The sequence below is a fragment of the Actinoplanes nipponensis genome (assembly GCF_016862275.1).
Lineage (GTDB): Bacteria > Actinomycetota > Actinomycetes > Mycobacteriales > Micromonosporaceae > Actinoplanes > Actinoplanes nipponensis.
The window spans coordinates 41478-57081 of sequence record NZ_BOMQ01000053.1; the positions used below are offsets into that span (position 1 = coordinate 41478).

12 protein-coding genes are annotated in these 15604 nt (G+C 72.8%); 9 read left to right on the forward strand and 3 right to left on the reverse strand.

The window, feature by feature from the left end; all coding sequences use genetic code 11:
• Positions 1-308: 308 nt before the first annotated feature.
• The 5 genes from Ani05nite_RS21860 (at position 309) to Ani05nite_RS41275 (ending at position 6331) form a co-directional block, all read left to right on the forward strand.
• Positions 309-1202 carry a ComEA family DNA-binding protein gene (locus Ani05nite_RS21860; protein WP_239130503.1) on the forward strand — a complete coding sequence of 298 codons (894 nt, stop codon included), beginning with the start codon at positions 309-311 and terminating at the stop codon, positions 1200-1202.
• On the forward strand, positions 1199-3736 hold the full coding sequence (locus Ani05nite_RS21865) for a ComEC/Rec2 family competence protein (RefSeq protein ID WP_203770881.1): 2538 nt from the start codon (positions 1199-1201) through the stop codon (positions 3734-3736). The genes Ani05nite_RS21860 and Ani05nite_RS21865 overlap by 4 nt, the downstream gene beginning before the upstream one ends.
• Positions 3737-3800: 64 nt before the next feature.
• Positions 3801-4535 carry an SDR family oxidoreductase gene (locus Ani05nite_RS21870; RefSeq protein ID WP_203770883.1) on the forward strand — a complete coding sequence of 245 codons (735 nt, stop codon included), beginning with the start codon at positions 3801-3803 and terminating at the stop codon, positions 4533-4535.
• A 228-nt stretch (positions 4536-4763) separates the two neighbouring features.
• Positions 4764-5747, forward strand: a complete 984-nt coding sequence (gene holA, locus Ani05nite_RS21875; RefSeq protein ID WP_203771209.1) for a DNA polymerase III subunit delta — start codon at positions 4764-4766, stop codon at positions 5745-5747.
• Between the two features lie 62 nt (positions 5748-5809).
• A complete protein-coding gene (locus Ani05nite_RS41275) occupies positions 5810-6331 on the forward strand; it encodes a hypothetical protein (protein WP_239130505.1) in 522 nt (173 codons plus the stop codon).
• Positions 6332-6958: 627 nt separating this feature from the next.
• Here Ani05nite_RS41275 and rpsT read toward each other — a convergent pair.
• Together rpsT and Ani05nite_RS21890 are read right to left on the reverse strand one after the other, a co-directional pair.
• The gene (rpsT, locus tag Ani05nite_RS21885) at positions 6959-7225 is read right to left on the reverse strand and encodes a 30S ribosomal protein S20 (RefSeq protein ID WP_203770885.1); all 267 of its coding nucleotides are present in this window, start codon (positions 7223-7225) and stop codon (positions 6959-6961) included.
• Positions 7226-7394: 169 nt separating this feature from the next.
• Positions 7395-8369: a phosphotransferase family protein gene (locus Ani05nite_RS21890; protein ID WP_203770887.1), complete on the reverse strand. Its 975-nt coding sequence runs from the start codon at positions 8367-8369 to the stop codon at positions 7395-7397.
• 52 nt (positions 8370-8421) lie between these two features.
• Here Ani05nite_RS21890 and Ani05nite_RS21895 point away from each other — a divergent pair, with 52 nt between their 5' ends.
• The 4 genes from Ani05nite_RS21895 to Ani05nite_RS21910 all read left to right on the forward strand — a co-directional run bounded on the left by Ani05nite_RS21895 (position 8422) and on the right by Ani05nite_RS21910 (position 12315).
• A complete protein-coding gene (locus Ani05nite_RS21895) occupies positions 8422-8955 on the forward strand; it encodes a DUF4240 domain-containing protein (protein WP_203770889.1) in 534 nt (177 codons plus the stop codon).
• Between the two features lie 109 nt (positions 8956-9064).
• On the forward strand, positions 9065-9964 hold the full coding sequence (locus Ani05nite_RS21900; protein WP_203770891.1) for an MOSC domain-containing protein: 900 nt from the start codon (positions 9065-9067) through the stop codon (positions 9962-9964).
• A gap of 115 nt (positions 9965-10079) precedes the next feature.
• A complete protein-coding gene (lepA, locus tag Ani05nite_RS21905) occupies positions 10080-11957 on the forward strand; it encodes a translation elongation factor 4 (protein ID WP_203770893.1) in 1878 nt (625 codons plus the stop codon).
• An 82-nt stretch (positions 11958-12039) separates the two neighbouring features.
• Positions 12040-12315 carry a GlsB/YeaQ/YmgE family stress response membrane protein gene (locus tag Ani05nite_RS21910; protein WP_203770895.1) on the forward strand — a complete coding sequence of 92 codons (276 nt, stop codon included), beginning with the start codon at positions 12040-12042 and terminating at the stop codon, positions 12313-12315.
• Positions 12316-13851: 1536 nt separating this feature from the next.
• On the opposite strand, the gene Ani05nite_RS21915 is transcribed toward Ani05nite_RS21910, so the two are convergent.
• Positions 13852-15510, reverse strand: a complete 1659-nt coding sequence (locus Ani05nite_RS21915) for a PAS domain-containing protein (RefSeq protein ID WP_203770897.1) — start codon at positions 15508-15510, stop codon at positions 13852-13854.
• Between the last annotated feature and the right edge of the window lie 94 nt (positions 15511-15604).

The window sequence follows — 15604 nt, forward strand, 5'->3', positions numbered from 1 at the left end:
TGCCTTCGCGCGGGGTGCCTTCGCCGGTTGGGCCTTCCTCTGTGCCTGCTGAGGTTCCGGTGTTTGTCGCTGGTGAGGCTGGGGCTGCGGTTCCGCCTTCGGCGTCGTGGGCCGTGTTGCCTGCTCCCGGTGTGGATCCGCCGCCGGGGCCGGCCGCTTCGTCCGGCCGGACGGCTGGTTCCTTCCCTCTGCCCTGGGATTCCGCCGGGCCGGGCCGTGGGGGTGATGCCGGGGCGGCGGGCGGCTGGCCGGTGCCGGGTGGGCCACCGCTCTCCTGGGCCGATCTGCTGCCCGGCTGGCCGGACGATCTGACGCTGGAGCCCAACGAGTCCCGCGATCCGTCCGCCCCCACGCAGCCTTCGCCACCCACCACCCCTGCGGCTGAGGAACTGGCCACCCGGCCACCTTGGGGTCCCGCCACACCCGTCCCTCTCGCTCCGGCTGCCTACGACGAGGAGGAACAGCCCCTCAGCGGAGCGGGCGCGTTCGACAGTGCTCCCCGTACCCGGTTCGGCGCGTTCGATCCGGGGCGCCGAGGGGTGCGGGCGCTCGCCGCGGTCGCGGTGTTCGTCGTCGTGATCGCGGCGTTCCTGGCCTGGCGCGCCCGCCCGCGGGTGGATCCGGTCGTGCCGCCGGGTCTCGATCCCGCCGCGGCTGATGCCGCACTGACCGGCGGGCCGGGTTCGACCGGAAAGCGGGCGGGCGGAGTCCCCGCCGCCGGTGGCCCGGCGGCTGGTGCGCCGGCCGCGCCCGGGGTGACGCCGTCCGCCGTCGTGGTGGCCGTCGGCGGCAAGGTCCGCAAGCCGGGTCTGGTCGAGCTGCCGCCCGGCGCCCGCGTCGCGGACGCCTTGCGGGCGGCCGGCGGCGCGGGCCCGGGCGTGGATGTCGCACCGCTCAACCTGGCCCGCAAGGTCACCGACGGCGAACTCATCATGGTCGGCGTCACCCCGCCGCCGGGTGCCGCCCCGACAGCCGCCGCTGGTGCCGCGGCGCCCGGTCAGCCCGGGGCCGGCCTGGTCAACCTGAACACGGCGACCCTGGCCGAGCTGGACACCCTGCCCGGGGTGGGGCCGGTCCTGGCCCAGCGGATCCTGGACGCGCGCGACGCCCAGGGCGGGTTCAAGGCGGTCAGCGACCTGCGCAACGTGAGCGGCATCGGCGCGTCCCGCTACGAACAACTCAAGGATCTGGTGACCGTGTGAACCCGCGCCACGGCCCGCCTCCTCGACGAGCCCGGCGGGGCTCGGCTGGGCCGCCCCGCGGTAGTTCCCGCCCGGCGGCCTCGGCGACGCGGGATGAGCATCCGCCGGATCTCCGGCTGGCCGGCTTCGCGGTCGCGCTGTGGCTTGCCGCCCTGGCCTCGCTCTACCTGTCCGCCCGCTCGGGCCTGATCCTCGGCGGCGGGGCGCTCGCCGCCGCGACCGGCGCAGCCCTGACGGATCGGCTGCCGGGTGTTCACGCGCTGGCACGTCGCGGGCCGCTGTCCCGGGCGACGCCGTCCCGGGCGACGCTGTCTCGGGCGGGGAGCTCCTGGCTGGGCCGGGCAGCGTCCGCAGGTCGGTGGGCGGCGGTGCGGTGGCTCGTCGCGGCGGCCTTGCTCGGTGCCGGCTGCGGGGCCCTGGCCACCGCCGCCCGGGTCAGCGTCCGGGATGCCGGGCCGCTGGTGGCGCTGGTCCACGCCGGCGCCACCGTACGGGCCGATCTCGTGGTCCGGGATGACCCGCGGGCGTTGCGGGGCTCACCCGGGCTGCCACCCACCTACCTGGTCGCCGTGGAACTGACCGCGGTGCATCCCCAGGACGGACCCGACCTGCGACTGTCCGTACGAGCGCTGGTGCTCGGCTCCGGACCCGAGTGGCGTTCCCTGTTGCCGGGCCAGCGCGCCTCGGTGACCGGCCGGCTGGCCCCGCCGCGCGGCGGGGACCTGCGCGCCGCCGTGCTGTCGGTGAAGGATCCACCCCGCCTGCACGGGCAGCCCTCCTGGGCCCAGCGTGCCGCCGGGGACCTGCGGGACGGCCTGCAACGCGCCTGTGCGCCGCTGCCCGACGACGTGGGTGGCCTGCTGCCCGGCCTCGTGGTCGGTGACACCAGCCGGCTCGACGAGGCGCTCGAGGAGGACTTCCGCGCCACCGGCATGACCCATCTCAACGCCGTGAGCGGGGCCAACGTGGCGATCATCCTGGGTGTCGTGGTGTTCGCGGTGCGCTGGACCCGAGCCGGGCCGCTGCTGACCGCGGTGCTCTGCGCGGTCGCCCTGGTCGGTTTCGTGATCCTCGCGCGGCCGTCGCCGAGCGTCGTACGGGCCGCTGCGATGGGGGCGATCGGGCTGGTCGGGCTGGCCGCCGGGCGACCGCGCGCGGCCCTGCCGGCCCTGGCCGCCGGGGTGGCGGTGCTGATCGTCGTCGACCCGGAGCTCGCCGGTGACGTCGGCTTCGCGCTGTCCGTGCTGGCCACCGGCGGGCTGCTGCTGCTCGCCCCGAAGTGGCGGGACGCCCTGCGGCGGCGCGGCTGGCCGCTGCCGGCCGCCGAGGCGCTGGCGGTGCCGGCCGCCGCGCAGGTCGCGTGTGGCCCCGTCGTCGCCGGGGTCTCGGGGTCGGTGAGCCTGGTCGCCGTACCGGCCAATCTGCTGGTCGTGCCCGCGATCGCGCCCGCCACCCTGTTCGGGGTGTCGGCCGCGGTGCTGTCGCCGGTCTGGTCGTCCGGTGCCGAGTTCGCCGCCTGGTGGGGACAGTGGCCGGCCCGGTGGCTCGTGCTGGTCGCCACCTACGGCGCCCGGGTGCCCGCCGGGACGCTGCCCTGGCCGGGCGGAGTGCTGGGCGCGGTGCTGCTGGCCGCGGTGACGGTCGCGCTGCTCGTCGCCGTACGGCGGCCGCTGGTCCGGCGGCTGGTGGCGGTCGTCTCGCTGGGCGCGATGCTGGGCACTCTGCCCGTACGGCTGGTCGCCGCCGGGTGGCCGCCGCCGCGCTGGCTGATCGTGGCCTGTGCCGTCGGGCAGGGTGACGCCGTGGTGCTGCCGGCGGGCGCCGGGCGTGCCGTCGTGGTGGATGCCGGGCCGGAGCCGACCCCCGTCGACCACTGCCTGCGCCGGCTCGGCGTGCGACAGGTCGTGCTCTTCGTCGTCAGCCACTTCCACGTCGACCACATCGGCGGGATCGCCGGCGTGTTCCGGCACCGCACCGTCCTGGGCGTGATCACGCCGGACTGGCCCGAGCCGCCGGGCGGGCGCGCCGTGGTGGCCGCGCAGGCCGCCGGCGCCCGGGTGCCGATGGCTGCCGTGGGACCGGGCTGGTCGTACACGGTGGCGGGGCTGGCGCTGACGGTGCTCGGTCCGTGCGAGCCGCTGCACGGGACCAACTCCGATCCCAACAACAACTCCCTCGTCCTGCGGGTCCGCGTCGACGGTCGCACGCTGCTGCTGCCCGGCGACGCCGAGACCGAGGAGCAGTACGAACTGCTCAACCACCTCGGACCCGCCGCGGTACGGGCCGACGTCCTGAAGGTGGCGCACCACGGTTCGGCGTACCAGGCGCCGGAGTTCGTGGACGCCGTCGACCCCGCGGTGGCCCTGGTGTCGGTGGGGGCCGGCAACGTGTACGGCCATCCGAGCCTGCCCCTGCTCGGGCGGCTGAGCCGGGGCGGGGCGCGGGTGCTGCGTACCGATCAGGGCGGCGACCTCGCCGCGATCAGCACTCCCTCGGGCCTCGCGGTCGTGGCCCGCGGTGATCCGCCGTCGTGAGCTGTCACGTCCGGCCGTGCTGTCTCGTCCAGACGATGAACCAGAACGGAAAGAGGGAACGCGCATGAAGATCGCAGTAGCCGGCGGTACGGGCCTGACCGGCCGCCACGTCGTCGAAGAGCTCGAAGCGGCGGGACACCGGCCGGTGGTGCTCGCCCGCTCCCGGGGTGTGGACCTGGTGACCGGCGCCGGGCTCGACGCCGCGCTCGCCGGCGTCGACGCCACGATCGATGTGAGCAACGTGACGACGATGAAGCGCGCGGAGGCGGTCAGCTTCTTCGAGCGGGCCGGGCGGCACCTGCTCGATGCCGCCGCGCGGGCCGGGGTCCGCCATCACGTGGCGCTGTCCATCGTCGGCATCGACCGGGTGAGCACCGGCTACTACCAGGGGAAACTGCGTCAGGAGGAGATCGTCCGCGAGGGCGCCGTGCCGTGGACGGTGCTGCGGGCGACCCAGTTCCACGAGTTCGCCGAGCAGATCCTCGAGCGGGTGCCGGGGCCGATCGCGGTGGTGCCGCGCCTGACGGTGCAGCCGGTGGCCGTACGTGAGGTGGCCGCGGCCCTCGTCGCGCTCGTCGCCGGCGAACCGCAGAAGGCCGCGCCCGATCTTGCCGGTCCGCGCGTCGAATCCCTGCCGGACATGGCGCGGCGGCTGGTCCGGACCGGCACGGTCCGCCGGCGGCCCGTGCTGCCGCTCTGGTTGCCCGGGCCAATGGCCCACGGCGGGCTCCTACCGGCCGGCCCGGGCCCGCGGGGTACGCAGACCTTCGAGGAGTGGCTGGCCGAGCGGCGGCGATGACGCCTCACCGACACGCCCGGGTTAGGCCGAGTGTTCCTTCGACCCCCGGCGATCGGTTCGGATGTGGGTCGGATCACCTTCCGCCGGCAACTCAGACATTCAGCCTGATCGAGGACCTCTCCCGCTTCGCCCCCATGGCCGATGACCTATATGTCCGCTTTCGTGAACCTCGCGTCGGGCCTTCGCCGGCCCGTGAGCCGTGCCGAAGCGTCGGACCCCCGTGCGAAGATTTCAGGCGTGAACACCGCGTCCCCGGCACCGCTGCTGCTCGTTCAAGGCGACGAGGAGCTGCTCGCCGCCCGGGCGATCGCCGCGGCGGTCGCCGCCGCGCGAGCCGACGAGCCCGGCGCCGATGTGCGTGAATACGAGGCAGGCGCGCTCAGCGCCGGCGAGGTCGCCGAGATGCTCAGCCCGTCATTGTTCGGCGGCCGCCGGGTCCTGGTGGTGCGCAGCGGCCAGGATGCGCGCAAGGACCTGGTCACGGCGCTGCTGGCGTACGCGAAGAACCCCGACCCCGACGTCTCGTTGATCGTCTCCCACGTGGGCGGCGCCAAGGGCAAGGCCTTCGCCGACGGGCTGCGCGCCGCCGGGGCGACCGTCGTGAGCGTCGCCAAGCTCAAGGGCGACCGCGAGCGGATCGCGTTCGTGCGCGACGAGTTCCGGCGCAACGGCGGGCGCTGCGACGAGCCGGCGGCGGCCGCGCTGCTCGCCGCGGTCGGCACCGACCTGCGCGAGATCGCCGCGGCCTGCTCGCAGCTGCTGGCCGACACCGACGGCAAGATCAGCGCGGCGGTCGTGTCCCGCTACTACCGGGGCCGCGCCGAGGTCAGCGGCTTCGCGGTCGCCGACGCCGCCATGGTCGGCGACGTTCCGGGCGCCCTCGAGGCGCTGCGCTGGGCGCTGCACGTCGGGGTCGACCCGGTGCCGATCGCGGACGCCATCGCCGACGGCGTGCGCACGGTCGCCCGGGTGGCCTCCGCCGGGCGCGGCAACCCGTACCAGATGGCCAGCTCGCTCGGCATGCCGGCGTGGAAGATCCAGAAAGCCCAGGAGCGCAGCCGCGGCTGGACCCCCGAGGGCCTGGTCGACGCGATGCGCGCGGCGGCCGACTGCAACGCGGCGGTCAAGGGCGGTGCCGAGGACCGGGGGTACGCCCTGGAGCAGGCCGTCTTCGCCGTCGCGGCTGCCCGCAACTCGGGCGGCGCCCGGTGACCCGGTCCCGCCGGGCCGGCCTGTCCCGCGACGAGGCCCGTCAACAGCCGCTGTACGCCCGCATGCTCGGCCTGCAGTATCTCGCGCCGGGTGGCTTCCTCTGCTTCGTGTTCCTGGAGGGCGCCGTCGCGCTGGGCATCCTGCTGGCGCTCGCCGAGCTGGTCAGCTGGTGGGGTGTGCTGGTGCTGCCGGTGATGGTCGCGGTCATGGTGAAGCTCAACGACGTGGTCGCGGGCTCACTGATCCACCCGGCCCCCGCCACCCGGCCGGCGCCCGACGCGGCAGCGCCCGACGCGGCGCCCGGATCGCCGGGAGCCGAGACTGTCCGGTTGTCGGCCGCGGTGATCGCCCAGGTCGTCCGGCCGCCGACCAGGGACGGCGCACCCGCGTTGCGCCCGGCGGCGATCCGGCGGGGGGCGACGACCGACGCGGTGCGCTCGGCGGTGCGCGACGAGGACCGCTGGAGCGTGCCGGGCCTGGACGCGAGCGCGCTGAACGGGCCGCCGGTGACGCGGCAGTGGAGCGAGGATCTGGACGACAGCCGGCAACGGGCGCGGCAGTCGGGCTCCCGGCGCTACGAGTAGGTCGTTGCGGCGCCCTCGTTGGTATGGGCGCTGTGCTGGGTCGGCGGAGTGCTCGGCCGGAGGCGGTGGCTGGCCCCTGCGGCGCGGGGCCGGGCGGGCGGCGGGGTCGGCCTGTGTCGGGGCGCCGGACTCGCGGGTCGGCCTGTGTCGGGGCGTCGAGTTCGCGGTTTGGTCTGGGCTGTCGTGCTGGGTCCGCGGCCGCGACTCGGCTCGCCTGCGGTGGGTGCCTTCGGATGCCGGTCACTGGCTTGCGCTGGGCCGCCTGCCGCCTGCCGCCTGCGTTGGCTCTGCCTGCGTTGGCTCTCTGCGTGCGCTTGCTCTGCCTGCACGCGCTCTGCCTGCGCCTGCGCGCGAGACTACGGACGGCCGGGATCGCCTATCCGGGCCCACAGTGGCGCCGCGTCCGGCTCGCCGGAGCGACCGTGAGCCGACCGCCTCCGTCAACCTCGGCCACCCGCATCACTCCGCCGGCCACCGCTCACTCCGCCGGCCAGCCCGCATCACTCCGCCGGCTCGCCCGGACCAGACCGCGGCAAGCCCCCGGACCCTGCTCCGGATACAACTCAGGCACCGCTGAACCCGAAGGTTCGGCGGTGCCCAGAGGTGTGTGCTGAAACCGGCCTGCGGTCAGGCAGACAGCGAGGCGATCCGCTTGGCGATGGCCGACTTGCGGTTCGCCGCCTGGTTCTTGTGGATGACGCCCTTGCTCGCGGCCTTGTCGAGCTGACGCGAGGCGTCACGCAGCAGCGCGGTAGCCGTCTCGGCGTTGCCGGCCGCGCTAGCCTCGTTCAGCTTGCGGATCACGGTCTTCAGCGACGACTTGACCGACTTGTTGCGCAGCCTGGCCTTCTCGTTCTGCCGGTTGCGCTTGATCTGGGACTTGATGTTCGCCACGCGACAGCCTTGTCCTGACTAGTTCGGATGATGTACTCGGACGGTGGCAACGCAGCAGAAAACAACGTCACCACACGCGACGAACTAATGTATCAGGCCCGCTTCGCGCCGCCCAAATCGCGCGGCTGCCGCTGCGCCCGCGCCCGCCGGGGAAGCCCAGCTGGCGGGGCTATTCCGGCGGTGCCCAGCCGCGGCGCTCGGCCAGCCAGGCGAGCGCCTGCCCGCCGCTGAACCGCTGGTGCTGGCGGCTGTGCGGCGAGGCGCTGCCGGCTCCGCGCGCGGCGCTGGTCAGCCAGTATCCGCCGAGCGCGGCCAGGGCGCCGTCGACGCCCTCGGCGGGCGGTTGCCACGGTTCCAGCGCGGCGTCCGCGTCCAGCCCGCTCGCGTACGCCGTGACCAGCAACGTCACCGTGTCGAACCACGGCTCGCCCAGGCACGGCCAGGTCCAGTCGCAGAGCCACGCTCCGCCGTACCCGTCGATCATGACGTTGTCCACCCGCAGGTCGCCGTGCAGCAGGCCGGGCCCGGTCACCAGCTCCGGCAGCCCGCGCTCCAGCGCGGCCAGCTCGCCCAGCCGGCCCGGCACCCAGCCCGGCGCCGGCGGCAGCGGCGCCCGCCCGGCCGCGACCTCCGACCACCAGGACAGCTCGTCCCGCACGATGTCGCCGAGCCGCGGCAGGCCCAGGCTGAGCAGTTCCGGACCCGGCCGGCTCAGGGCCCCGGCCGCGGTCCGCCAGGCCGTCAGCGCCGCGCTCAGCTGCTCGGGCGCCCACGGCAGCGCCGGCACGTGCCCCTCGACCGCCTCCAGGCACAGCACGAAGTACCCCTCCGCCACGAGGGTCCATCGCGGGCGGGCGGCCGGCACCTCCGCCGGCAGCAGCGCTGTGACGGTCGCCTCACGGGCGTACCAGTCGGCGGTCGGCTCGGTCAGCGGCGCGGCCTTGACGAAGGCCCGGTCCCCGCTCGCGGTGCTCAGCACGGCCGCGAAAGACCTGGTGAAACCGCCGCCCGCGCTGGTCGCGGACGCGACCGGCGCGCCGAGGCGCAAGCCGATCGCCGCGCGCAGGGTCGCGGGCAGATCACCCCAATCCGGACGTACGGCGGTTGCGCCGTACGCGATCTCGGGCACGGAGACGGCGCGCATGCCCCCATCCTGCCTCCCCGTTTTTGTCGTACCCGGCTGGCAGGCTGTGCCCATGCGAACGGACGACTTCTGGGCGGTCATCGACCGGGCTACCGCCGACCGGCCGGGCTCGCCCGACGAGGTGGCCAAGCGCGCCACCGCCGAGCTCGTGGGGCGTGACCCCGACGAGATCGTGGCCTGGGGCCGGCATCTCGACAAGGTGATGGCCGCTTCCGGCAAGGAGGACCTGTGGGCGGCGGCCTACCTGATCAACGGTGGCTGCTCCGAGGACGGCTTCGACAACTTCCGCGGCTGGCTGGTGGCCAACGGGCGCGACGTCGTCGCGCGGGCGGTCCGCGAGCCCGACTCGCTGGCCGAGCTGCCGGCGGTGCGGGCGGCGGCCACGACCGGGGCCGTCTTCGAGGCCGAGGAGGTGCTGTCCATCGCGGGGGAGGCCTATCGGCAGGCCACGGGCGATGAGCTGCCCCCGAGCGAGACGCCGAGGAGCCGCCCGGATCCGGCGATGCTGTGGGACTTCGACAACGAGGAGGAGATGCAGAAGCGGTTGCCCCGGCTGTCCACTCTCTTCCTGGAGCCGCCGGACTGATCGGCTGGGTGCCGCCTCCGTGGCCGCCGGTCCCGGAGGCAGCGGGTGCCCGACCAGCGGGCGGGAAATCGGTCGAGAGAGGTGGTGGGGCATGGGCAGACTCGGGCGCATGGACCTTCCTCAGCAGAAAACGACCTCCGCGGATCTGCCGGCCTCACGACTGTCGCTGCGGGGCACGGTCGCGTCGGTGAGCTGCAACGACGCGTACTCGTTCACCAAGCCCACGCGCGACGAGATCACGCTGGTCGCCGGCCTCGGCGTGGCCGGCGATGTGCACGCGGGGGTGACGGTCCGGCATCGCAGCCGGGTGGCGGCGGACCCGGACCAGCCGAACCTCCGCCAGGTGCACCTGATCCGCGGCGAGCTGCACGACGAGCTGCGCGAGGCAGGCTACGAGGTGCCGGCCGGCGGCCTGGGCGAGAACGTCACCACGACCGGCATCGACCTGCTCGCCCTGCCGGTGGGCACGGTTCTGCGTTTCGGCCCCCCGCCGGTGAGGGGAGTCGCTCCCGCAGCGGCAGCCACCGACCCGGGCCAGCCGACCGCAGTGGCCGAGCGGGGAGAGACGGCCGCAGCAGGCGAGCGGGGAAAGATGGCCGCAGCAGGCGAGCAGGGAGAGACGGCCGGAGCCGCCGAGCCGGATGAGACGGCCGCGGCCGCCGCGGTCGTCGCCGCCGCGGAGCGCGTCACTCTCGACGCCCCCACCGCCGAGGCCGTCGCCGTTCTCGCTGCCCGGCTCGCCGCCGACCGCAGCGGGGGCGCCGGGCGGGAAGCCACCCCCGACCCCCGCCCGGCGATCATCGTCACCGGCCTGCGCAACCCCTGCCAGCAGATCAACAACTACCGTCCGGGACTGCTCAAACGCGTCCTCGTCCGGGAGCCCGACGGCACCCTCAACCGCCGGGCGGGGATCATGGCCGTGGTCCTGCGGGGTGGCCCGGTCCGGCCCGGCACGGAGATCCACGTCGAGCTGCCGCCTCCGCCGCACCGGCCGCTGGACCGGGTGTGATCCGGGCTCGCCGCGCCGCGTGGGACGATAGACGTCGCCGGTGCTTCCATCGGCAGCCAGCCCACTCGAGGCAGCCCGCTGAGGCCGCCGGCCCGCTTGAAGAGAACGGACGATCGTGCCTGGACCGCTCGACCCCGGCGTGAACATCATCGGAGCGACCGATCCCGGTCGGATCCGCAACTTCTGCATCATCGCGCACATCGACCACGGGAAGTCGACCCTGGCCGACCGGATGCTGCAGATCACCGGCGTGGTCGACCCGCGGCAGATGCGCGCCCAGTATCTCGACCGGATGGACATCGAGCGCGAGCGCGGCATCACCATCAAGAGCCAGGCCGTGCGCATGCCCTGGGTCGTCCGCGAGGGCGACCGCACCGGCGACACCGCCGTGCTCAACATGATCGACACCCCGGGCCACGTCGACTTCACCTATGAGGTCTCGCGCAGCCTGGCCGCCTGTGAGGGCGCCATCCTGCTGGTCGACGCCGCCCAGGGCATCGAGGCGCAGACCCTCGCCAACCTGTACCTGGCGATGGAGAACGACCTGCACATCATCCCGGTGCTCAACAAGATCGACCTGCCGGCCGCGCAGCCGGAGAAGTACGCCGAGGAGCTCGCCAAGCTCATCGGCTGCGAGCCCGGCGACGTGCTGCGCGTCTCGGGCAAGACCGGCGAAGGCGTCGCGCACCTGCTCGACGAGGTCGTCCGCCAGTTCCAGCCGCCGGTCGGCGACGCCGCCGCCCCGGCCCGCGCGATGATCTTCGACTCGGTGTACGACGTCTACCGCGGCGTGGTCACCTATGTCCGGGTCATCGACGGGCGGATCGAGGCGCGCGACAAGATCAAGATGATGTCCACCGGCACCGTGCACGAGCTGCTCGAGATCGGTGTCGTCTCGCCCGAGATGGAGAAGGCCGGCGCGCTCGGCGTGGGCGAGGTCGGCTACCTGATCACCGGCGTGAAGGACGTCCGCCAGTCCCGGGTCGGCGACACCGTCACCGGCAACAACCGGCCGGCCAAGGAGGCCCTCGGCGGCTACTCCGACCCGAAGCCGATGGTCTACTCCGGGCTGTATCCGATCGACGGCTCGGACTACCCGGCGCTGCGCGACGCCCTGGACAAGTTGCAGCTCAACGACGCCTCGCTGACCTACGAGCCGGAGACCAGCGCCGCGTTGGGCTTCGGCTTCCGGTGCGGCTTCCTCGGCCTGCTGCACCTGGAGATCATCGGCGAGCGGCTGGAGCGCGAGTTCAACCTCGACCTCATCTCCACCGCGCCGAACGTGGTCTACCGGGTCTTCACCGAGGACGCGGCCGAGTTCGTGGTGACCAACCCGAGCGAGTTCCCGAACGGCAAGATCGCCGAGATCCACGAGCCCGTGGTCCGCGCGACGGTCCTGGTCCCCAACGAGTACGTCGGCGCGGTCATGGAGCTGTGCCAGAGCCGCCGCGGCCAGCTGCTCGGCATGGAGTACCTGTCCACCGAACGGGTGGAGCTGCGCTACACCCTGCCGCTCGGCGAGATCATCTTCGACTTCTTCGACCAGCTGAAGTCCAAGACCAAGGGCTACGCGTCGCTGGACTACGAGCCCTCCGGCGAACAGGTCGCCGACCTGGTCAAGGTCGACATCCTGCTGCACGGCGAGCCGGTCGACGCGTTCAGCGCGATCGTGCACAAGGACAAGGCGTACAACTACGGCGTCACGATCGCCGCCAAGCTGCAGAAGCTCATCCCGCGCCAGCAGTTCGAGGTGCCCATCCAGGCCGCCATCGGCAGCCGCATCATCGCCCGCGAGACCATCCGTGCCATCCGCAAGGACGTGCTCGCCAAGTGCTACGGCGGTGACATCAGCCGCAAGCGCAAGCTGCTCGAGAAGCAGAAGGAAGGCAAGAAGCGGATGAAGATGGTCGGCCGCGTGGAGGTGCCGCAGGAGGCCTTCATCGCCGCCCTGTCGACCTCCGATTCCGCCGACCCGAAGACATCCAAAAAATAGGGCGGTTTGGTTTTCGGCCGGGTCGGGAACTCTTGGGGCCAGACGAACGCAACAACTGCTCTACCCCCCAAGGAGACCTTCAATGACCGTCACCGGCATCATCACCGCGCTCATCGTCGGCCTGATCATCGGCGCCCTCGGGCGCCTGGTCGTACCCGGCAAGCAGAACATCCCGATCTGGCTGACCATGGTCATCGGTGTCGTGGCCGCTCTGCTGGGCACGGTCATCGCCCGCGCCTTCGGCGTGGAGTCGACCAGCGGCATCGACTGGATCGAGCTGCTGTTCCAGGTCGTGCTCGCCGCCGTGGGTGTGGCTCTGGTCGTCGGCATCAGCGGCCGTCGCGGCGTCACTCGCTGAACCTGGGTCAGCCTAGGCTGATCTGAGCTGCACAAGGAACGCCGGACCGCGAGGTCCGGCGTTCCTGCTCTGTCCCCGGCCGGGGAAGTGTTTCTTCAAGATCAAGATCAAGATCAAGGTCAGATTCATGTCGTGCCTGGTTGCCGATAACTGACCGTCGCTCCCGCCGATTGCCGGCTGCGTGCTTGGCTCCATCCGGTTCCGGCTGGCTGCACGGCGGGCCTGGGGATTGTTACTTCTGGGTGCGGTGAGGCTCGATCGGTGCGTTGACGTCCTTTAGGCGCAGCGGATCTCCCCGGCGCCGGGCGCTCCCGCAAGCTGAGGGGCCCAGCTCGCTGGGCTGCCCTTCGCCCGACGGATCTGCGACGGCGGCGAGTTTGTTCCCGCTCGGCCACGCACGACGTCATGCCGCGGCTACACCAGGGCCACGCGTGGGCAAAGCCTGATCTGACCTCGCCGAACGGCATCGCACGCCAGCTTCACCGTGGCGCGGCGCAGCTTGTGGATCGTCCCTTCCGCCACTTGTAGACCATGCGCCTCATCCACCGCCGAAGGCGTCACCACACCGAGAGTGCCCCGGTTGAGCGGCGGGCGGCGGGCGGCGGGCGGCGGGCGGCGGGCGGCTCTGCTCAACTCCCGCGCCGCTAATCTGGACTAGCCAGCGGGCTCGCCTGTGCCTCGGCGCCCCCTGTGTGCTGAATCTTGAGCCGCCAGAGCCAAAACCTGCGGCGCTTCTCCACAAGATCCGCAAGGGCTGTCGGGCTGTCGGGCTGTCGGGCTGGCGGGCTGGCAGGCTCGCGGGCTCGGGCTGGCGGGCCGGCTGGCGGGCTGGCGGGCTGCGCGGGCTGGCTGGCGGGCTGCGCGGCCTAGCTGACGCGTGGCGATTTCCACACCACTGTTTCCGCTGAGGCGACGTCGTCTCACGGTCCACCGCTGATGGTGCATATTCCGCCCAAGCCTGGGGCGGATCTTGAGGCGCCGGCGCCAAAGCCCACGGCGCGCCTCCACAAGATTCGCAAGCATCTAGGGCACACAGGCGCCTTGGGGCGTGCTGTGCGGCGGCGGACGCCCCGTCGGCGGATGTGACTGACACCTCGGCGCACCCTGTGTGCTGAATCTTGATGCGGCAGCGCCAGAACCCACCCCGCGCCTCCCCAAGATCCACGAGGGCCGGCGATCTGAGCGGCCTGGCTCATACGCGGCTGTCCGCACCACGGTTCCGTTGATGCGACAGCCGTCGTCTTGAGGGGCGCGCTGCTAGAGACACACCGGCATTTCGGGCAGATGGGCGGACGAAAAGGTACTGGTCACGGAATGCGGCGTAGGTGCTGGAAACCAATTTCTGCACCCGTCATCTCTGTGAACCGGAATCCCACCTTCTCGCCGCATGATGCATCCACGAGGGTGAGGGGCTGTGGTGGGCGACGTCACATTCCCCTTGGCGTTATCGCGATGCGGGCTGCGCTACACCGCCTTGGCCACTTGCCGCCGTGAAAAGCCGCGCGCTGGGCTCGTAACGACGAAAGGTCCGCGCTCTCAGTAGCGGAACTTGTGCTGCGCGCTCCTCCGGTTCACCCAGGCCGGGAGCTCGTCCACGTGCTCCAGGTGCGGCATCTGCTCGCGGGGACCGGACGACTCCGTCACCTTCTGCATCGTCACCACGTACCCCTGGACCAGGCGGTCCTCGCGCAGGTCGCGGTAGGTCGCCTCCACCATCACCTGGGTCTGGTCGGCCCGTTGCAGGGCGCAGTAGACCACCCCGTCGCCCTCGTCGCGCAGGGCGCGGCGGATCTGGCCGCGGTCGTCCGGGTGGACCAGGTCGGGCAGGGTGGTGAACGGGGGCAGTTCCTTCTCGCCGAGCAGTTCGTGCAGCGCCGGGCTCGCGTACCGGATCTGCTGGTCTTCGTCGATGACCAGCATGATGTCCGCGGTGTTGCGGATCACGGCGCGCAGGTACAGGTCGCTGTCGCGGCGGCCGACCGCCTCCACCAGGGAGATCCGGTCCAGGGCCAGCGCCGCCTGGCCGGCCAGCACCTCCAGCGCGTCGCGGCTGGCCGTCAGCATGTCGAGCCGGCCCGCCAGCACGAGCGCGCCGCCGTTGGGGCGGGCCACCGCCAGCGGCTCCAGCCACAGCGGGCAGATCAGCGTCGCCTCGGCGGTGTCCGTACCCCCCTCGGCTTTTGCCTTGTCGTCCAGCCACCAGCTGCGCGGGCGCGGGCCCGCGGCCGCGGCCGGCAGGGCCTGGAGCGTCAGTTGTCGGTCGTCGGTGGCGAAGACCACCCGCTTCACGTCGTGCGGGGGCAGCAGCTGGGCGACCGCCGAGCGGACCGCCTCGTCCACGGCGGCCTCGTCGGCCGCCGCGACCAGTGCCGCGCTCGCCTCGCGGAGCACGCGCTCGCGGGTCAGGGCCTGGGTGTTCTGGGCCACCGAGTCGGCCAGCCGGGTGAAGGCCAGCACGACCGTGAGCGCGGCCGCCACGGCGATCACCACGCCGTCGCGGACCTCGCCCTGCAGCGCCTCGACCAGCAGCACCAGCGGGGGCGTCGCCACGGACACGCCCAGCAGGGTCACCCAGCGTCCCTGCCAGGGCTTCGGGCGGGTCGGCAGCGGGGCCGTCAGCTGGACCATCGACGGGTGCAGAGCCGCGGCGCCCCAGGCCACGTAGAGCAGCATGAAGCCGGTCTGGCTCCACAGGTAGGGCGCCAGCGGGTAGGCGATGTCACTGGCCAGCGTGCCCACCGCGCCGATCGTGAGCAACACCGCCGACCAGTTGAACCAGACCGCCGCGGCGAGCCGGGCGCAGATGCCCACGAGCAGGACGGCGCCCAGCACGTCCTCGGCCGCGATCTTGCCCACGTGGCTGCTGCCGCCCATCAGGACGACCCAGATCGCCAGCAGGGCCGCGCAGGCGAACGCCACCAGGTCGATCACCCGGGCCCGGTCCATCAGCATCGCCCCGCCCCGGGTGAGCTGCAGCAGGGCCAGGGCCACCAGGGCGAACATGGTCAGATAGGCGATGTCCGCGGCCGAATCGTCGGCGAGCGCGTGGAAGGCGTCGCCGATGCACACCGCGACGACGGCGGCGGCCAGCAACAGCCAGGGTCCGATGCGCGCGGGCCGGTGCCGGCAGATCCCGACGATGATGGCGGCGGCGCTGACGGCTCCCTGGAGAATCCACGCGATGGCTTGGAGCACGACTAACTAGTACCAGCCCCGTCGCTGTCTGTCCACGTCGGTATATACGCAGCGCTATGACCAGGCAACATCGTGATCGTGACTCCGCAGCCCA